The organism is Drancourtella sp. An57, assembly GCF_002161525.1.
Taxonomy (GTDB): domain Bacteria; phylum Bacillota; class Clostridia; order Lachnospirales; family Lachnospiraceae; genus Sellimonas; species Sellimonas catena.
On record NZ_NFHY01000020.1, the window covers coordinates 35,555 to 55,030 of the forward strand.

Sequence of the window (19,476 nt, forward strand, 5' to 3'; positions counted from 1 at the left end):
AATATTAAACTAACTCGATGAATACTTCCATCGCAGCGTCACCTTTACGCTGTCCAATCTTTACGATTCTTGTGTAACCACCGTTACGTCCTTCGTATTTCGGAGCGATCTCTGTGAATAATTTTTCAACAAGATCTACTTCCTTCGGAGCTTTCTTCTTTCCGTCTACAACTTCTTTAACCGGAACGAGAACTTTCAGCATCTGGCGGCGTGCATGCAGTCTGGATGGAAGATCTTTTTTGATCTTCTTCTCAACTTCATCGTAAACGGTTACTTTCTTTCCGTCTACAACTTCTTTCACGCGCTTTCCGTCAGCATCTTTACGTGCAACTTTTGCTGTTACAGTTACTTCTTCGAAGTTATCTTTTTCTTTTACAGCCATTGCAATCAGACCTTCAGCGATTTTGCGGATTTCTTTCGCTTTCGCTTCTGTTGTTCTGATTCTTCCATGATTTAAAAGAGCTGTAACCTGATTTCTTAACAGAGCCTTTCTTAAATCACTTCTTCTTCCAAGCTTTCTATACTTTGCCATTGTTCTTTTCCTCCATTATTTACATCTGATTATGCATCTTCGGGCTTACTAGTCAAATGCCCTGCCGCGCACATCGGGCTTACCGGCAGGAAATTATCTTATTCTCTATTCCTCTCCCTGGCTGAGTTCGAGGCCGAGTTCTTTCAATTTTGCTAACACTTCTTCTAAAGACTTACGTCCCAGATTACGTACTTTCATCATATCCTCAGGAGTTCTGTTTGTCAGCTCTTCTACGGTATTGATTCCAGCTCTCTTCAGGCAGTTGTAAGAACGAACAGAAAGTTCCAGCTCATCGATACTCATCTCAAGAACTTTTTCTTTCTCATCATCTTCTTTTTCGATCATCACTTCAGCAGCCTGAGCCACTTCGGAGAGATCAATAAAGAGCTTCAGATGTTCGTTTAACACTTTTGCCGCAAGGCTGACTGCCTCATCCGGAAGCAGGGTACCGTTTGTATATACATCCAGCGTCAGCTTATCATAGTCTGTAATCTGTCCGACACGAGTATTCTGTACAGTCAGATTTACACGCTCTACAGGAGTGTAGATAGAATCAATCGGGATCACGCCGATCGGAAGATCTTCCTTCTTGTTCTTATCCGAGCTTACATAACCTCTTCCTTTTGTGATGGTCAGCTCCATGTAAAGCTTGCTGTCTGCTCCACCGTTCAGCGTAGCAATGACAACATCCGGATTCATGATTTCAATATCAGAATCCACCTGAATATCAGCGCCTGTTACAACGCCTTCTCCTTCAAATTCGATATAAGCTGTTTTTGGTTCGTCTGTTTCTGAAGTGTTTTTAATCGCCAATGTCTTCAGATTCATGATAATCTCAGTAACGTCTTCCTTCACTCCCGGAATGGAACTGAATTCATGAAGTACACCATCGATCTTTACCTGGCTAATTGCAGCTCCAGGCAGAGAGGACAGCATAATTCTTCTCAGACTGTTTCCGAGTGTTGTTCCGTAGCCTCTTTCCAGCGGCTCCACAACAAATCTGCCGTATCTTTTATCTTCTGACATTTCTGTGATTTCGATATTCGGTTTATTAAAATCAAACACTATAAGTTCCCTCCTGCTATCAGCACGTTTTACGGGTTATTATTTAGAATATAATTCGACGATCAGCATTTCATCAACCGGTACATCGATCTCATCGCGTGTCGGAAGTTCCTTTACTGTTCCTTTTAAGCTTTCTGCATCTACATCTAACCATGCCGGTACAAGACGTCCTGCTGTTACCTCAAGGATATCTTTATATCTCTGAGAACCTTTGCATTTCTCTTTGATTTCGATTACATCGCCGGCCTTTACAAGGTAGGACGGAATGTTCACCTGCTTGCCGTTTACGAGTACGTGCTTGTGATCAACGATCTGTCTTGCTTCGCGTCTTGTTCTGGCAAATCCCATACGGAAGATGATGTTGTCAAGACGTGTTTCAAGAAGGATCATCAGGTTTGTACCTGTCATACCGTTCATCTGTTTTGCTCTCTTGTAGTAGTTACGGAACGGTTTTTCTAATACGCCGTAGATGAATTTTGCTTTCTGCTTTTCACGTAACTGAAGTGCATACTCGCTCATTTTTCTATTAGATCTTTTTAACTGTCTTTTGGACTTTTTATCAATTCCTAAATAAATCGGATCCATTCCGAGGGAACGGCATCTTTTCAGAACCGGAACTCTATTTACTGCCATGCTCTTTTCCTCCTAATTAGACTCTTCTACGTTTTGGTGGGCGGCAACCATTGTGTGGTACCGGAGTTACATCTTTGATGCTTGTTACATCAATTCCGCATGCCTGAAGCGCACGGATTGCTGCTTCTCTTCCTGAACCTGGTCCCTTTACCATAACGTCTACTGATTTCAGACCATGTACTAATGCTGCCTTAGCTGCTGTCTCAGCTGCCATCTGTGCTGCATATGGAGTAGATTTCCTTGAACCTCTAAATCCCAGACCGCCGGCACTTGCCCATGATAAAGCATTTCCCTGTGCATCTGTCAGAGTAACGATTGTGTTATTGAAAGATGACTGAATATGTGCCTGTCCATGTTCAACGTTTTTCTTGACACGTTTTTTTGTTACTTTCTTTGCAACTTTCTTTGCCATTTAAACTAACCTACTTTCTTGAATATTGTGTACTATTTCTTCTTATTTGCTACTGTTCTCTTCGGACCTTTTCTTGTTCTGGCATTTGTCTTTGTCTTCTGTCCACGAACCGGAAGTCCTTTTCTATGACGGATTCCTCTGTAGCATCCGATTTCCTGTAATCTCTTGATGTTCATAGCGATCTCTCTTCTAAGATCACCTTCAACAACCTGAGTTTCATCGATAACAGAGCTGATTCTCTTAACTTCTTCGTCTGTCAGATCTCTGCATCTTGTGTCAGGATTTACTCCTGCTTCTGTTAAGATACGGTTGGAACTTACTCTTCCGATTCCGTAGATGTAAGTCAGACCGATTTCTACACGTTTGTCTCTTGGTAAGTCAACACCTGCAATACGAGCCATACTTGTTTTCCTCCATTTTTACATGTTTTGTTTCATATTGTCTTTAACTGGGGCATACCGTATTTGACGGAATACTGATGTGCCCAGGCATATCCGGTATGTTAAATATGCCCTTTCCGGCAACCTTTGGGTTCATGACTGCCGGTATTAGAAGCAATATACAATGGCCCATCCTGCGGTGCCTTGTATATTTAAAATAGCGCTACACACCGCCTGGCGTGTCACACTATCAGCCGCCTAATTCATGTTCCAAATCACTGCTTTGTCAGCCTGATTAGCCCTGACGCTGTTTGTGCTTCGGATTTTCGCAGATAATTCTGATACTGCCTTTTCTCTTGATAACTTTGCATTTTTCGCAAATCGGTTTTACTGATGATCTAACCTTCATGTCAAATCCTCCTTTCATACCTTGTAAACCTACTGTTGCTGCCGTTTGTGCGGACTTCGCCCACGAACGGCATCTAATATTATAGTTTTTCTCTCTTCAAAAGTCAATACTTTTTTTATTTATCTCTCCAGATAATTCTTCCTTTAGATAAATCATACGGTGAAAGCTCCAGAGTTACTTTGTCCCCCGGTAAGATTTTGATAAAATTCATGCGGAGCTTTCCACTAATGTGTGCAAGCACCTGATGTCCGTTTTCCAGTTCTACCTGGAACATTGCGTTTGGCAGTTTCTCAACAACAGTTCCTTCAATTTCGATTACGTCAGCCTTTGACATGCTGTTCCTCCTTTTTGAATCCCTTTTACATGTGTTCTTTCTGATATTTTTTTATGAATGAACGGATGGAAATATCCGTCATTTCCTTCTCCTCCAGCTTTTCTTTGATCAGCTGGACATGCATGACTTTCTTTGCTTTCGGTCTTGCCATAGTCCGGATCTCCCCGTCCGAAAGCAGAAGCATCTGATCTCTTTCTTCTATTATAATATAAAGCTTTCCTTTGTCATGCCCTGCAAGTGATCTCACAAGCATTCCCGGTTCATAACTTAACATCTAAGTCTCCTCTTTGCCCTCTTCCTCCGACAATGTCAAAATTTTCGGTTCTCCCTCTGTAATCAGAATGGTATTTTCATAGTGTGCGGAAGGTTTCCTGTCTTTTGTCACCACAGTCCAGCCATCCCTCATCCATTTGACATCCGCTGTCCCAAGATTAATCATCGGTTCAACCGCAAGGGTCATTCCTGCCTTCAGCCTCAGTCCTCTGCGCGGCATTGCGAAGTTTGGAATCTGGGGATCTTCATGCAGCTTCGTTCCGATCCCGTGGCCGCAAAGTTCCCTGACAACTCCATACCCGAAATATCCGGCATATGTTCCGATTGCGCGGGAAATATCATATAAATGATAACCCTCTTTTGCATATTTCATACCTTCAAAGAAACTTTGCCTCGTCACTTCCACGAGTTTTCTGACTTCTTCTCCCGCATCTCCCAGTATATGCGTCCTGGCAGCATCAGAATGATAGCCTTTGTAAATAACCCCTGCATCCAGAGAAACGATATCTCCTTCTCTTATGATTCTGTGCCGGTCCGGAATTCCATGTACGACTTCCTCATTGACAGATACACAGATCGAAGCCGGATATCCATTATAACCGAGGAAGGAGGGAGTGCATCCGTAACTTCGGATGATCTCCTCCCCCAGATGATCAATATCAGCGGTTGACATCCCCGGCCGGATTCCCTTTCCAAGTTCCCTGTGAACTTCTCCAAGAATTCTTCCGGCTTCCGTCATCAACTCTATCTCGCGGGCTGATTTGATTTTCACGGACATTTTTATTCTCCAAGAATTTTTACAATTGCTGCGAATACGTCGTCAATGTCGACTGTTCCGTCTACTTCACGCAGAATACCTGCATTGTTGTAGTAGTCAATCAGCGGCTGTGTCTGCTCATGGTATACGTTCAGGCGCTTCTGAACTGTTTCCGGTTTGTCGTCATCTCTCAAAATCAGCTCTTTACCGCAAACATCGCAGATATTCTCCTGTTTCGGCGCAGCATAGACAATATGGTATGTAGCTCCACATCCGACACACGCTCTTCTTCCGCCCATACGGTTTACAATATTCTCATCCGGAACATCTACATCAATTGCATAATCCATTTTTTCACCAAGTGCGGCAAGTGCCTTGTCAAGAGCCTCTGCCTGCGGAATTGTACGCGGAAATCCGTCGAGTACATATCCGTTTTTGCAGTCATCCTGCTTTACACGGTCAATTACAAGATCTACTGTCAGTTCGTCCGGCACAAGAAGTCCCTGATCCATGTATTCTTTTGCTTTTTTTCCAAGTTCTGTTCCCTCTTTAATATTTGCCCGGAAAATGTCTCCCGTGGAAATGTGAGGAATCTGGTATTTTGCTGCGATCTTCTTTGCCTGGGTTCCTTTACCTGCCCCCGGTGCACCTAACATAATTACTTTCATACTGCGTACCTCCATATTATCTCTTTATAGAACTTTAACTCGCGAAAAAATTTTCCGCGAGCTAAAATCATCAGGTATTTAAAAATCCTTTGTAATTACGAACAAGCATCATGGATTCGACTTTCTTGATTGTTTCCAGAACGACACCTACGATAATAATCATGGATGTTCCTCCGAAAGAAACATTTGCACCGAATACTCCGTTGAAGAAGAACGGAATAATCTGTACAATTACAAGACCGCACGCTCCGATGAAAATGATATAATTCAGGATCTTTGTCAAATATTCGACCGTCGGTTTTCCTGGTCTGATACCAAGGATAAAACCTCCGCTTTTTTTCATATTGTTTGCAATTTCCATCGGATTGAATGTAATACTCGTATAGAAATATGCAAAAAATACTGTCAGGAGGATATATACGATTAATCCCCATGAATACTGAAGATTTGATGGATCACACCAGTTGTTTGAATTCAGGCCTCTCAGTATTTCACTTCCGATACCGTCCCCGTCTCCTTTTCCAAGGAAAGAAGCGATAACAATAGGGAACTGCATCAGAGAAGATGCGAAGATAACCGGGATTACTCCTGCTGTGTTAACCTTCAGTGGAATATTGGTAGACTGCCCGCCTATTGTTTTTCTTCCGACAACCTTCTGAGAATACTGTACCGGAATCTTCCGAACCGCATCCTGCAGAATGATAACAAAAACAATCACTACAAGCAGAATCAACAGGATAATAACAGCCGCGAGAGCTGCATTAGCAAGACTTTTACCGCTCATAAACTGACTGTATAACGTCACGAAGTCCTGTGGAATTCTGGAGAGAATGTTGATCAGAAGTACGATGGAAATACCGTTTCCAACACCTTTTTCTGTAATACGTTCACCAATCCACATCAACAAAGTAGAACCGGCTGTCAGTGTCATGATGACAACAGCTGCATTCACAAAATTAAACTCTACAAGAAGACCCTGACGTCCAAATCCGATTGCCATTGCAGCAGACTCGATTAATGCGAGCGCAACTGTAAGATAACGCGTAATCGCCGTCATCTTCTTTCTTCCTTCTTCTCCTTCTTTCTGGAGCTCTTCCAGCTTCGGAATCGCAATTGTAAGAAGCTGAACGATAATTGAGGAAGTGATGTACGGCGTAATGCTCAACGCAAAAACGGACATCTGGGTAAAGGAACCTCCGGTAAATGCATCAAAAAAGTTAAATGCATCTCCGGTCTGGCTCGCAAAAAAGTTCTGGATGTATGTCGGATCCACCCCCGGTGTCGGGAGTTCGGATCCGAGTCTTACAACAATCAGCATCAAAAATGTGAAGAACAGTCTCTGTCTGATCTCTTCAACCTGAAATGCCCTACGGACTGTCTGAAGCAATTAGATCACCTCTGCTTTTCCACCAAGAGCCTCAATTTTAGCTTTTGCGCCTTCGCTGAAAGCATTAGCCTGAACTGTAAGCTTTTTGGTTAACTCTCCATTTCCAAGAATCTTAACGCCGTCTTTCGGGTTCTTAATGATTCCTTTTTCGATTAAAGCTGCTACTGAAACAACTGCATCATTTTCAAATGCTTCTAATGCGCTTACATTGATACCAACGATTTCCTTTGTGTTTCTGTTTGTGAAACCTCTCTTCGGAATACGTCTGTATAATGGCATCTGTCCACCTTCAAATCCCGGTCTTGTTGCTCCGGAACGTGCTTTCTGACCTTTGTGTCCTTTTCCGGCTGTCTTACCATTTCCAGATCCGTGTCCACGGCCTCTTCTGAAATTATCGCTGTGTTTTGAACCATCAGCTGGTCTTAAATTTGATAAGTCCATTATGACACCTCCTTATCTGATATTAAGCTTCTTCTTCCACTTTTACTAAATGTCTTACCTGCTGTACCATACCTCTTGTTGCAGCATTGTCCGGAAGTACAACTGTTTTGTGCATCTTCTTTAAACCTAATGCTTCAACTGTTTTTTTATGCTTCGGAATGGCACCGATTGTTGATTTCACTAATGTGATTTTCAAATTTGCCATGTTAACCGTCCTCCTTAGCCTACGATCTCTTCAATAGATTTGCCGCGAAGTCTTGCAACGTCCTCCGGTGTCTTTACATTCTTCAGGCCGTTCAGAGTAGCGAGTACTACGTTCTGTTTGTTGTTGGAACCTAAAGATTTTGTACGGATATTCTTGATTCCTGCCATCTCGATCACGGCACGGGCCGGACCGCCGGCAATAACTCCGGTACCTTCCGGAGCGTTTTTCAGAAGTACTGTTGCGCTTCCGAATTTTCCATACATATCATGAGTGATACTTTCTTCATCATTCAGTGCAACTGTGATGATGTTTTTCATTGCGTCTTCTTTTCCTTTGCGGATTGCTTCCGGAATTTCTGCCGCTTTACCTAAACCTGCACCAACATGGCCTTTTCCATCGCCGACAACTACTAAAGCTGTGAATCTGAAGTGACGGCCACCTTTAACAACTTTGGTTACACGTTTAATTGATACTACTTTTTCATTTAACTCTAACTGACTAGCATCAATGTGATTACGTCTCATCTGTGTTTTCCTCCTCAACTTCTAGAATTCCAGTCCAGCTTCTCTAGCTGCGTCTGCTAATGCTTTGACTTTTCCCTGATATATAAAGCCGCCTCTGTCAAAGACAACTTCCTTGATTCCCTTTTCCAGAGCTTTCTTAGCAATAACCGTTCCAAGATATGCTGCTGCTTCTACATTGTTGGTTTTTTCCAGTTCTGCTTTCACGTCCTTCTGAAGAGTGGAAGCTGATACCAGAGTGTTTCCAACTGTATCATCGATGATCTGAGCATACATATGATTGTTGCTTCTGAATACAGCAAGACGTGGTCTTTCAGCTGTACCGCTGAAACGGTTGCGTAACTTTCTATGCTTGTTTAAACGAACTTCGCTTCTTGATTTTTTGCTAACCATTTTCACACTCTCCTTACTTATTTCTTACCAGTTTTACCAACTTTACGTCTGATAACTTCATCAGCATACTTGATACCTTTGCCCTTGTAAGGTTCCGGTCTTCTCTTGTCTCTGATTTCAGCTGCGTATTGGCCAACTTTTTCTTTGCTGATACCTTTAACAATGATTTTGTTCTGTCCTTCAAGTACAGTTTCAATTCCTTCCGGATCTTCCATCTCTACCGGATGAGAGTATCCAAGGCTTAATGTAAGTTTCTTTCCGGCTTTTGCCGCTCTGTAACCAACACCGTTTACTTCAAGAACTTTCTGGTATCCTTCAGTTACACCGATCACCATGTTGTTGATCAGCGTTCTTGTAAGACCATGTAAAGATTTCATTTTCTTTAAGTCGTTCGGTCTTGTAACCACGATTGTATTGTCTTCTTTTTTGATTTCCATTTCAACTGGAAGTTCTCTTACGAGAGTTCCTTTTGGACCTGTTACAGTCACTTTATTGTTCTCTGCAATTTCTACAGTTACTCCTTCCGGGATTGCAACCGGAAGTCTTCCGATACGTGACATAACGTATACCTCCTACACTTAAATTTTCGGAACGGACCTGATCCGCTCTGTTTTCAGTTTCATGGGGATCATATCCCTATATACATGCCTCGCTCCGTGCGCCTAAGCTAAAACTTCGCCTGCGGCTCGTTTTCGCTAACGCTTGGGAGCAGCCTTCACACTAACCTCGCACTGCGCTTGCGCTTGTGCTCGCCAAGTGTTCAGTGCTTACCATACGAAGCAGAGTACTTCTCCGCCAACACCGAGTTTTCTTGCTTCTTTGTCTGTTACTACACCCTGGTTTGTGGAGATGATTGCTGTTCCAAGTCCACCAAGTACTTTCGGGAGCTCTTCCTTGCCTGCGTATACACGAAGACCCGGTTTAGAGATTCTCTTTAATCCTGTAATAACTTTTTCGTTCTTATCAGCGCCGTATTTTAATGTAATTCTGATTGTTTTGAAGCTTCCTTCATCAATCAGATCATATTTTGTAATATATCCTTCGTTTACAAGGATGTCTGCGATAGCGACTTTCATTTTGGAAGCCGGTACATCTACTGTATCATGTTTTGCAGTGTTTGCGTTACGAATTCTTGTAAGCATATCTGCGATTGGATCACTCATAGTCATTTTCAATTTCCTCCTTATGGAATGGTTCATTTTGTTTCCTGACTGCGGATATCCTTTTTCAAGGAGTTCTCCGGAACATGCCGGAGAGCAGCCTTTCGCCCCGCACATCCCGGTCAGGGATGAGCGTAAAGCAGTTAACGGGCCTACCAGCTTGCTTTCTTTACTCCCGGAATTTCTCCTTTGTAAGCTAATTCACGGAAGCAGATACGGCAAATACCATATTTTCTTAAATATGCATGCGGACGGCCGCAGATTTTACAGCGATTGTATTCTCTTGTGGAGAATTTCTGTTTGCGCTGCTGTTTGATTTTCATTGCTGTCTTTGCCATGATTTTCCTCCTTTACTACTTTGCGAATGGCATGTTGAACTGTTTCAGTAATTCACGAGCTTCTTCGTCTGTCTTTGCAGTTGTTACGAAGATTACGTCCATACCGCGAACTTTGTCAACCTTATCGTATTCGATTTCCGGGAAAATCAGCTGTTCTTTGATTCCAAGGGCATAATTTCCTCTTCCGTCAAATGCGTTCGGATTTACACCTCTGAAGTCACGTACACGAGGAAGTGCAAGGTTGATCAGACGATCAACGAACTCGTACATTTTTTCACCTCTTAATGTAACTTTACATCCGATCGGCATACCCTCTCTGATTTTGAAGTTAGCCACGGACTTTTTAGCCTTTGTTGTAACTGCTTTCTGACCTGTGATTGTCTCCATGTCAGCAATAGCAGATTCCAGAAGTTTGTGGTTTTCTTTAGCTTCACCTACGCCCATGTTGATAACAACTTTGTCGAGCTTCGGTACTTCCATAATGTTTTTATATCCAAATTTCTTGATCAGAGCGTCTACGATCTCGTTCTGATACTGTTCTTTTAATCTACTCAAAGCGCTGGACCTCCTTTCTCGAATTAATCAATCACTTCGCCTGTTGATTTAGCGTAACGTACTTTCTTGTCTCCGTCCATCTTGAAACCTACTCTTGTAGCTTTTCCCTTGTGAACGTACATTACGTTAGATGCATCAATAGGTCCTTCCTGATGGATGATGCCGCCTTCCTGATTAGAAGCACTTGGTTTTGTGTGCTTTGTCAGCATGTTGACACCCTCTACCAGAACTCTTCCGTTCTTTCTGTCAACGGAAATTACTTTGCCTTCTTTGTCTTTATCTTTTCCAGCGATAACTTTAACAGTGTCGCCTTTTTTAATTTTCATAGTTGACATTCTCAGGTACCTCCTTATAATACTTCCGGAGCCAGAGATACGATCTTCATGAACTGTTTCTCACGAAGTTCTCTCGCAACTGGTCCAAAAATACGAGTTCCTCTTGGGTTCTTGTCGTCTCTGATAATAACAGCAGCATTTTCATCGAATTTGATGTAGGAACCATCTTTACGACGTGCGCCTTTTACTGTACGAACAACGACAGCCTTTACAACGTCACCTTTTTTAACAACGCCGCCTGGTGTTGCGTCTTTAACAGAAGCAACGATCACATCTCCGATATTTGCATATCTTCTTGTAGAACCGCCCATAACACGGATACAAAGTAATTCTTTAGCACCTGTGTTATCTGCTACTTTTAATCTGCTTTCTTGCTGAATCATGCAGGTAACCTCCTTATATTCTGCTCCATCGTGAAATTATTTCACTTTTTCCATTATTTCCACAAGTCTCCATCTCTTGTCCTTGGACAGCGGTCTTGTTTCCATAACTTTTACTTTATCTCCAATGTTGCATTCGTTGTTTTCGTCATGTGCTTTTAATTTGTAAGTTCTCTTCACGATTTTGTTGTAAAGCGGGTGTTTCACATGGTCTTCAACTGCAACTACGATTGTTTTGTCCATTTTGTCGCTGACAACCTTACCAACTCTTGTTTTTCTCAGGTTTCTTTCCACGTTCATTCCCTCCTTACTCAGCCTTTGCCATCTCAGTCATCACTGTCTGGATTCTGGCAATATTCTTTCTTACTTCTTTGATCCTGCTTGTATTTTCAAGCTGATTCGTTGCGTTCTGGAATCTCAGGTTGAAGAGTTCCTTTTTAGCAGCTACTAATTCTTCATTCAATTCTGAAACTGATTTTTTTCTTAAATCTTCTACAAATGCATTAATTTTCACTGTTATCACCGCCTTCTAAGTCTGCGCGAGAAACGATTTTACATTTACAAGGTAATTTGTGCATTGCAAGACGCAGCGCTTCACGTGCAACTTCTTCCGGTACTCCGGAAAGTTCGAACATAACACGTCCTGGTTTTACAACTGCTACCCAGTATTCAAGAGTACCTTTTCCGGAACCCATACGCGTTTCAGCTGGTTTCGTAGTTACAGGTTTATCTGGGAAAATCTTGATCCAGACTTTACCACCACGTTTGATATAACGAGTCATAGCAACACGGGCAGCTTCGATCTGGTTGGAACGGATCCAGCAAGGTTCCATTGCCACAAGACCATATTCACCGTTAGTAATCTTATTTCCGCGTAAAGCCTTACCTCTCATGGAGCCACGGAACTGTTTACGACGTTTTACTCTTTTTGGCATTAACATTATTTATCGCTCCCTTCCTGATTAGCCTTTGTTGGAAGAACTTCGCCTTTGTATACCCAGACTTTCACACCTACTTTTCCGTAAGTTGTGTCTGCCTCAGCGAATCCATAGTCAATGTCTGCACGAAGTGTCTGAAGCGGAATTGTTCCTTCGCTGTAGAACTCTGTACGAGCCATATCAGCTCCGCCAAGACGTCCGGAAACGGATGTTTTCACACCAAGCGCTCCTGCCTTCATTGTTCTGCTCATGCAGGACTTCATAGCACGTCTGAAAGAAATACGGTTTTCAAGCTGAAGTGCGATGTTTTCAGCAACGAGCTGAGCGTCTCTGTCCGGTTTCTTTACTTCTTTGATGTCAACGATAACTTTCTTGTCTGTCATCTTCTGAAGTTCTGCTTTCACTTTCTCGATTTCAGAACCGCCTTTACCGATTACCACACCCGGTTTTGCTGTGTAAACGATGATTTTTACACGGTCAGATGCTCTTTCGATCTCGATCTTTGCGATTCCGGCACTGTATAATTTATTTTTAAGAAATTTTCTGATTTTGTGGTCTTCAACCAGATTGTCGCCGAAGTCTTTTTCTGCATACCATCTGGAATCCCAGTCTTTGATGATACCGACTCTCAATCCGTGTGGATTAACCTTCTGTCCCATGATTGCCCTCCTTATCTTTCATCTAACACAAGTGTAATGTGGCTCATTCTCTTTTCGATTCTGTAAGCTCTACCCTGTGCTCTTGGTCTGATACGTTTCATTGTAGGTCCTTTGTTCGCATAGCATTCTGCGATGTAAAGGTTTTCTGGTGACATACCGTTATTGTTTTCAGCGTTTGCGATTGCTGATTCTAATAATTTCTTAATCAAGCTGGAAGCATATCTTGGGTTGTATGTTAAAATTCCAAGTGCTGTTGTTACATCCTTACCTCTGATGGCATCTAATACGAAGCATGCTTTCTGCACAGAGACTCTTGCGTAGGATAACTTAGCTGATGGTCTTGTGTCTTTGTTCGCATTTCTTTCTCTTTTAATCTGAGATCTATGTCCCTTAGCCATGGATGAACCCTCCTTTCGAATACACGTTTATTATCTTACTCTGGATTTCTTTTCGTCTTTTCCATGTCCTCTGTATGTTCTTGTTGCAACAAACTCTCCAAGTTTGTGTCCAACCATATCTTCTGTGATATATACCGGGACATGTTTTCTTCCGTCATGAACGGCGATTGTATGACCGATCATCATCGGGAAAATTGTAGAACGGCGGGACCATGTCTTGATAACAGACTTGTCTCCGGATTCGTTCATAGCTTCTACTTTTTTCAGTAAACTCGCATCTGCGAATGGTCCTTTTTTAAGTGAACGAGCCATTAGGTTTAACCTCCTTCAAAACTGTTTATTTGATAGCTTTTCCGTCACGTCTTCTTACGATCAGCTTATTAGACGCTTTGTTTTTCTTTCTTGTCTTAAGACCAAGTGCCGGTTTGCCCCAAGGTGTAGACGGGCCTGGACGTCCAATACCAGTCTTACCTTCACCACCACCGTGCGGATGGTCATTCGGGTTCATAACAGAACCACGAACTGTAGGTCTGATGCCCATATGGCGTTTACGTCCTGCTTTACCGATGTTGATCAGGTTGTGTTCGCCGTTTCCAACAACACCAACTGATGCACGGCATACAAGCGGTACCATTCTCATTTCGCCTGAAGGAAGACGAAGTGTAGCGTATTTTCCTTCTTTAGCCATTAACTGAGCGCTGTTACCAGCGGAACGAACGAGCTGTCCGCCTCTTCCTGGATAAAGCTCAATGTTGTGAATCTGTGTACCAACCGGGATTTCAGAGAGCGGCAGGCAGTTTCCTACTCTTACTTCCGCTTCCGGTCCATTCATAACTGTCATTCCGTCTGTCAGTCCTTGCGGTGCAAGGATATAAGCTTTTTCGCCGTCTGCGTAGCAGATCAGAGCGATGTTGGCTGTTCTGTTCGGATCGTACTCGATACCGATTACCTTTGCCGGAATTCCATCTTTATTTCTCTTAAAATCGATAATTCTGTATTTTCTCTTAGCTCCGCCTCCGCGGTGTCTTACTGTAATTTTACCCTGAGCGTTACGACCAGCTGTTTTGCTCTTGGATGCAAGCAGAGATTTCTCTGGAGTTGTCTTTGTGATCTCAGCAAAATCAGATCCGGTCATCTGTCTTCTGGAAGGTGTATATGGGCTGTATGTTTTAATTCCCATTACTGTATCTCCTTTCGTTATCTAATTATTGGTTTCACGGATTTGCACCGTTTATTTTCTCTATATCCTAGAGTCCCTGGAAGATTTCGATCTCTGCGCTTTCTTCTGTAAGAGCTACGATCGCTTTCTTCGTCTTAGCAGTTTTTCCGTATGTCATGCCACGGCGTTTTGTCTTTCCGTCCTGGTTCATTGTATTAACACTCTTTACTTTTGTTCCAGCGAACATTTTTTCAACTGCTTCTTTGATCTGAGTCTTGTTAGCTTCCGGATGAACAAGGAATGTGTATTTCTTGTCAGCCATAAGCCCCATGCTTTTTTCTGTAATCACCGGTTTCAGGATTACGTCATAATACTGAATGTTTGCCATTATGCGTACACCTCCTCGATCGCCTCTACAGCTGCTTTTGTAGCAATCACTGTATTGTATTTCAGGATATCATACACATTGATCGTATTAGTACGAGCAGTTTTCACATCTGCGATGTTTCTTGCAGAAAGCTCAGCGTTTGTGTTGCTGTCTTCTAATACTACTAATGCTTTGGATACATTTAAGTTGTTTAATACGTTCTGGAATTTCTTTGTTTTGATTTCATCGAAATTCATTTCATCTACTACGATGAACTTGTTCTCTTCTACTCTGGATGTCAGAGCGGATTTCAGAGCTGCTCTCTTTTCTTTCTTGTTTAATTTGAAAGAGTAGTCTCTCGGTGTCGGAGCAAATACCACTCCACCGCCTGTCCACTGCGGAGCTCTTGTTGATCCCTGTCTTGCATGACCTGTTCCTTTCTGTCTCCACGGTTTTCTTCCGCCGCCGGATACTTCAGAACGAGTCTTTGCTTTCTGTGTTCCCTGACGTTTATTTGCAAGCTGCTGTACAACTGCCATGTGCACAAGGTGTTCGTTAACTTCAACACCGAAAATAGCATCATTTAAGTCAATCGTACCAACTTCTTTACCTTCGATATTGTAAACAGCTACGTTTGCCATTACTATGTTCCTCCTTTCCTCTCAAAAACCTAAATACTCTTTACTGTTTCTTTGATTGTTACTAAAGATTTTTTAGGTCCTGGTACGGAACCTTTTACTAAGAGCAGATTGTTTTCTGCATCAACTCTTACTACTTCAAGATTCTGAATTGTGATCTTCTTGCTTCCCATGTGTCCCGGCATTTTCTTTCCTTTGAATACCTTGCTCGGATCGGAAGCCGCACCGTTGGAACCTGCGTGACGATGGAATTTGGAACCATGTGTCATAGGTCCTCTGTGCTGATTATGTCTCTTGATTGCACCCTGGAATCCTTTACCTTTGGAGATTGCTGTTGCATCTACCTTATCTCCTACCGCGAAGATATCAGCTTTGATTTCCTGTGCAAGTGCATATTCTTCTGCATTGTCAAATTTGAATTCTTTTACGAATCTCTTTCCGGATACTCCAGCTTTGTCGAAGTGTCCTTTCTCAGCTTTTGTCACACCATTTCTGTGGACAATTTCTTTCTTGCCGCTCTTGTCTACATTGACAATCTTTTCTTTCTTGTCAACGAATCCAACCTGAACAGCTTTGTAACCATCGTTCTCAACTGTCTTGATCTGTGTTACAACACAAGGACCAGCCTGAAGAACAGTTACCGGAGTTAATACTCCATCTTCGTTGAAGATTTGAGTCATTCCGACTTTTGTTGCTAAAATAGCTTTCTTCATTATGTTTACCTCCTGTGATTTACAGCGGAACGGACATGCATCCGTTCATCCTAAATTTTAGGAATACTGCTTTCTTATTTTTGTTTCATTTTGATATCGATGTACACACCTGCCGGCATTTCCAGTCTGGATAATGCATCAACTGTCTTCTGTGTTGGTGTGATGATATCAATCAGTCTTTTATGAGTTCTCTGCTCGAACTGCTCTCTGGAATCTTTGTATTTGTGAACAGCTCTCAGGATTGTAACTACTTCCTTCTTTGTCGGAAGCGGTACCGGTCCGCTCACCTTTGCTCCATTTTTCTTTACAGTTTCGATAATTTTCTTGGCAGATGCATCAACCAGCTGATGATCATATGCCTTCAGTGTGATTCTCATTACTTGACTTGCCATAAAAAAAGTCGCCTCCTTTTCGTACTTTCAAACTCAGTACGACAAGCGGTGACTGTACACTCTCCCGTGCGTGTCCACATCGACTCACACGTTGTTACCATGTTTCAATGGATGTTATTGATTCGTACAGTGACTTGTCGCCAGTTTCCTAACTTGACATTCGCTCCGCGGAAAAACCTGCCATTTCCAGGCAGCAACCTCACGTTTCATCGCTATCATGTCACAGCTTTTTCAGTATATATGAAACAATATAAATTTGCAAGCCCTTTTTACATTTTTTTGTATTTTTTTTGATACACGCAGCCCGGAACTGAAGCGCGTCTGTGCGACGAGCGCGCATGCGGGCGGCGGTTCGGCGCGAACAGCAACAATACTTTTTTTTACTTTTTTCCGTTAAACTCTTGACAGTTTCCTTTTGTTCATGGTATAGTGATAGCGTGTTAGTACATTAAAGTACTAAACGATTACATTGTAGTGTCCCTGATATTCCCCCAAAGTATCAGCGACGTCTCCAATTCTTATATACATCCTCTATTTAAGAGATTCCCCAGTTTTGTATATGTAGAAACTACAATGTAATCAGGAAAACCTCTCAATGACATACCAAAATGAAAGGGCGGATGCGATCACGTATCCGCCTTTTCATTTTCTTCTATATTATGCAGGTAACTCTTTCCCCGCAAACCGGGTGTACTTTTCCAACAGTTCCGCTGCCCCCATCGCTGCGATCTCCCGGAGATCATTCTCTTTCATCATCCATCTCACGAACCGGCATCCCAGATAATAGCCTACATCCGAATAGCCGCAGAAATCGCACCAGTCTCCAAAGAAATCCTGCGTACTTTCCTCCTGCTCCAGGCGTCTCCCGTATTCCTCCTTGATCATCAGCTCCTGCTCCTGACACCATGCAAGCCATTCATTCTCATCCTGATGGTAATACCTCTCATCTTTGCTTAAGATCTGCTCGCATACCATGGCAATTCCCTCCTGCCAGAGCTGGAGCATCGACTGCCTGCTCTGTGTATGCGCCGGGAACTCCAGGTTCCCGTATATCTCATGCCAGATATGTCCGATCTCATGGTACAAAAGTGCCTTCAGCTTCTCCTCGCTGTCCCAGTTCAGTTCCAGAACCTTTTCCACGCCCAGCAGAACGACTTTCTTCCCTCCAAGGAACGTCACCCATCCCGCCGCATTGCAAAGTCCCAGATATAAAACAACCGTCACTTCACATTCCTTGTCAAACAGGACCGGAAGGCGCTCCTGAAGCTCCGCCACAACATGCTCAAACCTGCTGCCAAGATTCCGGATCCGCTCTGGTTCCCCCAGTACTGTCTCAATTACCGGGAGGACATCCTTTTCAAACTCATACTTTGCCGTATCTTCTTCACAGAGTTTAGGAAGTTCCGGATGGATTGCTCCTGCATAGTCCCGCCATCTTTGCTTGTCAAAATGAGAATCCGGAAATGTAGAAAGAATCTCCGGAACAGTATTGACTGTTTTCATATGCTCCGCCTCCTGTCTTTCATCAAACAGAACGATCTGTTTCTTCTTTTGATCTATATTATTAAAACAGTAAAATCCCGCCCATACTTTAAAGGAATTGTCCTTTTCATCTGTGTGGCATGTATCATTCACGATTTGATTTATTACGCCCAGTTTTTTTCATAAAACTACTATCAAAAAAGTAAACCCGAAACTGCTCTGTCTGATCCCGTTTCGGGTTTTTCATATCCCATTCTTCTCCTCTTAAAGAACAGTAGTTATCCGCTTCTAAGATCAAGCCAAAAAGAAAAAACACATTTGATAATAGAATTCCTCTGCTTTTCATTGAAATTCTGTCGAAATGACAGCGATTGATGTGTACCATAGACAGTAATACAGATACAACAAAACATCCGTTTCTGTCATATCTGTATCCTATAATCAGCTTTTATAATAATTTAAATAGACCGATGCATCTTACTCTTTGATTTTCTGCTCAAATTCCTCAACGGAACCGCATTCCAGAGCTATTTGGAACCATTGATCCAGCATTCCCGAATTAGTTTCCTTAGTAATTCTTTCATTGAGTGATTCCGGGACTTTTCCGTACGCCGAAAGCACCTTTAAGACAAATTCAGCTTTACCTTCGACTCTTCCCCGGCTTCTTTCATCTCTCAGCATTTCTTCCAGCACCATGAATCTTTCCTCCATTTCCCGGCTCTGCTTCACATACGAAATAAACTCCTGAAGCTTCTGGACATAGGGATCTCCAAAATCCTGTTGGCTCTCCTTTAGTCCTGCTCTGACAAATCTCAGAAATGTTACCAGTTTGCCCGGAACTTCTGCGTCATTCTTCCCGCGGGTATTCAGAAATAAAATCTTCCGTCCGTCTTCCAACGATGCTTCCTCTGTTTCCTGACAGACCGACTGAAAGGTATAGCGGTATTTTCCCGCTCCAAAAGGATCGAAATCGCACAAAAAGATCACATAGGTATTGGGAAGTTCCGTGTAGTCCTCCCCGCTCATCAGAAGTTCCATATCCATCTGGCTCTGATAATAGCGGCTCCTTTTTCCTAAAGCCGGCTTTTTCTCTGCCTGCATCTCAATATTGTAGTGTGTATGCTCCTCATCTCTGGCATAAACATCCAGGCGGACGCCCTTATATTCCGGATGGTAAACGATGCTCTTTTCCTTACTGACCTTAACCTGGTCGATCTCAATTTCCAGCACCATTTCCAGAAATTCCTTACAATTTTCTTCGTTTACCATAACGGCGCCAAAGAGAAAGTTATCCTTGATTGTCAGTTCCTGTAGTGTTTTTCTTTTTTTCATATGAATCCTCCATGCGCAGAGGAATCCTATGCCTTTATTATACGACGAAAGCAGGAAGAATTCCACCCGCAATCTCCCTGCTCAGCGGTAAAGAATAAATTACTGAACTGAAAAGTTTATTTCCACTTTAAATGGGCTAAAGTGGATTTTAGTCTTACGCTTATTTCTACTTCCATTCCTGTTGCAGTTTGTCTTACACTGGTCTTGGTTGACAGTCGCT

At 42.7% G+C, this 19,476-nt stretch carries 34 protein-coding genes; all 34 read right to left on the minus strand.

What is annotated here, in order from left to right:
• Positions 1-4: 4 nt before the first annotated feature.
• Positions 5-532 (minus strand): bL17 family ribosomal protein, encoded by a 528-nt coding sequence (locus B5G11_RS14125; protein ID WP_087168662.1) that lies wholly within the window; start codon positions 530-532, stop codon positions 5-7.
• Between the two features lie 105 nt (positions 533-637).
• Positions 638-1,597 (minus strand): DNA-directed RNA polymerase subunit alpha, encoded by a 960-nt coding sequence (locus B5G11_RS14130; RefSeq protein ID WP_087168663.1) that lies wholly within the window; start codon positions 1,595-1,597, stop codon positions 638-640.
• Between the two features lie 39 nt (positions 1,598-1,636).
• Complete coding sequence (rpsD, locus tag B5G11_RS14135; protein ID WP_087168664.1) at positions 1,637-2,230, minus strand: 30S ribosomal protein S4; 594 nt, start codon at positions 2,228-2,230, stop codon at positions 1,637-1,639.
• Positions 2,231-2,246: 16 nt separating this feature from the next.
• Positions 2,247-2,642, minus strand: a complete 396-nt coding sequence (gene rpsK, locus B5G11_RS14140; RefSeq protein WP_024731877.1) for a 30S ribosomal protein S11 — start codon at positions 2,640-2,642, stop codon at positions 2,247-2,249.
• Positions 2,643-2,674: 32 nt separating this feature from the next.
• Complete coding sequence (rpsM, locus tag B5G11_RS14145) at positions 2,675-3,043, minus strand: 30S ribosomal protein S13 (RefSeq protein WP_087168665.1); 369 nt, start codon at positions 3,041-3,043, stop codon at positions 2,675-2,677.
• Between the two features lie 274 nt (positions 3,044-3,317).
• Complete coding sequence (rpmJ, locus tag B5G11_RS14150; RefSeq protein WP_003022746.1) at positions 3,318-3,431, minus strand: 50S ribosomal protein L36; 114 nt, start codon at positions 3,429-3,431, stop codon at positions 3,318-3,320.
• A 115-nt stretch (positions 3,432-3,546) separates the two neighbouring features.
• A complete protein-coding gene (gene infA, locus B5G11_RS14155) occupies positions 3,547-3,765 on the minus strand; it encodes a translation initiation factor IF-1 (RefSeq protein ID WP_004607275.1) in 219 nt (72 codons plus the stop codon).
• Positions 3,766-3,790: 25 nt separating this feature from the next.
• Positions 3,791-4,039, minus strand: coding sequence for a KOW domain-containing RNA-binding protein (locus B5G11_RS14160; RefSeq protein ID WP_087168666.1), 249 nt, complete (start codon positions 4,037-4,039; stop codon positions 3,791-3,793).
• Entirely contained in the window at positions 4,040-4,816 is a 777-nt protein-coding gene (gene map / locus B5G11_RS14165) for a type I methionyl aminopeptidase (protein WP_087254951.1), read from the minus strand.
• Positions 4,817-4,818: 2 nt separating this feature from the next.
• Positions 4,819-5,463, minus strand: coding sequence for an adenylate kinase (locus B5G11_RS14170; RefSeq protein WP_087168668.1), 645 nt, complete (start codon positions 5,461-5,463; stop codon positions 4,819-4,821).
• A gap of 70 nt (positions 5,464-5,533) precedes the next feature.
• Positions 5,534-6,850, minus strand: a complete 1,317-nt coding sequence (secY, locus tag B5G11_RS14175) for a preprotein translocase subunit SecY (protein ID WP_087254954.1) — start codon at positions 6,848-6,850, stop codon at positions 5,534-5,536.
• Positions 6,851-7,291 (minus strand): 50S ribosomal protein L15, encoded by a 441-nt coding sequence (gene rplO, locus B5G11_RS14180; protein ID WP_087168670.1) that lies wholly within the window; start codon positions 7,289-7,291, stop codon positions 6,851-6,853. It lies immediately after the preceding gene.
• 22 nt (positions 7,292-7,313) lie between these two features.
• Complete coding sequence (gene rpmD / locus B5G11_RS14185) at positions 7,314-7,496, minus strand: 50S ribosomal protein L30 (RefSeq protein ID WP_024731870.1); 183 nt, start codon at positions 7,494-7,496, stop codon at positions 7,314-7,316.
• Between the two features lie 14 nt (positions 7,497-7,510).
• Positions 7,511-8,020: a 30S ribosomal protein S5 gene (gene rpsE / locus B5G11_RS14190; RefSeq protein ID WP_087168671.1), complete on the minus strand. Its 510-nt coding sequence runs from the start codon at positions 8,018-8,020 to the stop codon at positions 7,511-7,513.
• A 21-nt stretch (positions 8,021-8,041) separates the two neighbouring features.
• Positions 8,042-8,410, minus strand: coding sequence for a 50S ribosomal protein L18 (gene rplR / locus B5G11_RS14195; protein ID WP_087168672.1), 369 nt, complete (start codon positions 8,408-8,410; stop codon positions 8,042-8,044).
• A gap of 17 nt (positions 8,411-8,427) precedes the next feature.
• Positions 8,428-8,970, minus strand: coding sequence for a 50S ribosomal protein L6 (gene rplF, locus B5G11_RS14200; protein ID WP_087168673.1), 543 nt, complete (start codon positions 8,968-8,970; stop codon positions 8,428-8,430).
• A gap of 207 nt (positions 8,971-9,177) precedes the next feature.
• Positions 9,178-9,579, minus strand: a complete 402-nt coding sequence (gene rpsH, locus B5G11_RS14205; RefSeq protein WP_087168674.1) for a 30S ribosomal protein S8 — start codon at positions 9,577-9,579, stop codon at positions 9,178-9,180.
• 143 nt (positions 9,580-9,722) lie between these two features.
• The gene (locus tag B5G11_RS14210; protein ID WP_024731865.1) at positions 9,723-9,908 is read right to left on the minus strand and encodes a type Z 30S ribosomal protein S14; all 186 of its coding nucleotides are present in this window, start codon (positions 9,906-9,908) and stop codon (positions 9,723-9,725) included.
• A gap of 15 nt (positions 9,909-9,923) precedes the next feature.
• A complete protein-coding gene (gene rplE, locus B5G11_RS14215; protein WP_087168675.1) occupies positions 9,924-10,463 on the minus strand; it encodes a 50S ribosomal protein L5 in 540 nt (179 codons plus the stop codon).
• 23 nt (positions 10,464-10,486) lie between these two features.
• Positions 10,487-10,798 carry a 50S ribosomal protein L24 gene (gene rplX / locus B5G11_RS14220; RefSeq protein ID WP_087168676.1) on the minus strand — a complete coding sequence of 104 codons (312 nt, stop codon included), beginning with the start codon at positions 10,796-10,798 and terminating at the stop codon, positions 10,487-10,489.
• A gap of 14 nt (positions 10,799-10,812) precedes the next feature.
• Entirely contained in the window at positions 10,813-11,181 is a 369-nt protein-coding gene (gene rplN / locus B5G11_RS14225) for a 50S ribosomal protein L14 (RefSeq protein ID WP_087168677.1), read from the minus strand.
• A gap of 36 nt (positions 11,182-11,217) precedes the next feature.
• Positions 11,218-11,472 (minus strand): 30S ribosomal protein S17, encoded by a 255-nt coding sequence (rpsQ, locus tag B5G11_RS14230; protein WP_087168721.1) that lies wholly within the window; start codon positions 11,470-11,472, stop codon positions 11,218-11,220.
• A gap of 13 nt (positions 11,473-11,485) precedes the next feature.
• Positions 11,486-11,692, minus strand: coding sequence for a 50S ribosomal protein L29 (rpmC, locus tag B5G11_RS14235; RefSeq protein ID WP_087168678.1), 207 nt, complete (start codon positions 11,690-11,692; stop codon positions 11,486-11,488).
• Positions 11,682-12,119 (minus strand): 50S ribosomal protein L16, encoded by a 438-nt coding sequence (gene rplP, locus B5G11_RS14240; RefSeq protein WP_087168679.1) that lies wholly within the window; start codon positions 12,117-12,119, stop codon positions 11,682-11,684. The genes rpmC and rplP overlap by 11 nt, the downstream gene beginning before the upstream one ends.
• On the minus strand, positions 12,119-12,775 hold the full coding sequence (gene rpsC, locus B5G11_RS14245; RefSeq protein ID WP_087168680.1) for a 30S ribosomal protein S3: 657 nt from the start codon (positions 12,773-12,775) through the stop codon (positions 12,119-12,121). Before rpsC ends, rplP begins: the two co-directional genes overlap by 1 nt.
• A gap of 11 nt (positions 12,776-12,786) precedes the next feature.
• Complete coding sequence (gene rplV / locus B5G11_RS14250) at positions 12,787-13,173, minus strand: 50S ribosomal protein L22 (protein WP_048620766.1); 387 nt, start codon at positions 13,171-13,173, stop codon at positions 12,787-12,789.
• Between the two features lie 30 nt (positions 13,174-13,203).
• Positions 13,204-13,485: a 30S ribosomal protein S19 gene (gene rpsS / locus B5G11_RS14255; RefSeq protein ID WP_024731856.1), complete on the minus strand. Its 282-nt coding sequence runs from the start codon at positions 13,483-13,485 to the stop codon at positions 13,204-13,206.
• A 25-nt stretch (positions 13,486-13,510) separates the two neighbouring features.
• A complete protein-coding gene (rplB, locus tag B5G11_RS14260) occupies positions 13,511-14,353 on the minus strand; it encodes a 50S ribosomal protein L2 (protein WP_087168681.1) in 843 nt (280 codons plus the stop codon).
• Between the two features lie 67 nt (positions 14,354-14,420).
• Entirely contained in the window at positions 14,421-14,720 is a 300-nt protein-coding gene (rplW, locus tag B5G11_RS14265; RefSeq protein WP_087168682.1) for a 50S ribosomal protein L23, read from the minus strand.
• The gene (rplD, locus tag B5G11_RS14270) at positions 14,720-15,340 is read right to left on the minus strand and encodes a 50S ribosomal protein L4 (RefSeq protein WP_087254956.1); all 621 of its coding nucleotides are present in this window, start codon (positions 15,338-15,340) and stop codon (positions 14,720-14,722) included. The genes rplW and rplD overlap by 1 nt, the downstream gene beginning before the upstream one ends.
• A gap of 29 nt (positions 15,341-15,369) precedes the next feature.
• Positions 15,370-16,050 (minus strand): 50S ribosomal protein L3, encoded by a 681-nt coding sequence (gene rplC, locus B5G11_RS14275; protein ID WP_087168684.1) that lies wholly within the window; start codon positions 16,048-16,050, stop codon positions 15,370-15,372.
• Positions 16,051-16,124: 74 nt separating this feature from the next.
• Positions 16,125-16,442: a 30S ribosomal protein S10 gene (gene rpsJ / locus B5G11_RS14280; RefSeq protein ID WP_024731851.1), complete on the minus strand. Its 318-nt coding sequence runs from the start codon at positions 16,440-16,442 to the stop codon at positions 16,125-16,127.
• Positions 16,443-17,099: 657 nt separating this feature from the next.
• A complete protein-coding gene (locus B5G11_RS14285; RefSeq protein ID WP_204229632.1) occupies positions 17,100-18,077 on the minus strand; it encodes a hypothetical protein in 978 nt (325 codons plus the stop codon).
• Positions 18,078-18,401: 324 nt separating this feature from the next.
• Positions 18,402-19,256: an Rpn family recombination-promoting nuclease/putative transposase gene (locus B5G11_RS14290; protein WP_087254960.1), complete on the minus strand. Its 855-nt coding sequence runs from the start codon at positions 19,254-19,256 to the stop codon at positions 18,402-18,404.
• Between the last annotated feature and the right edge of the window lie 220 nt (positions 19,257-19,476).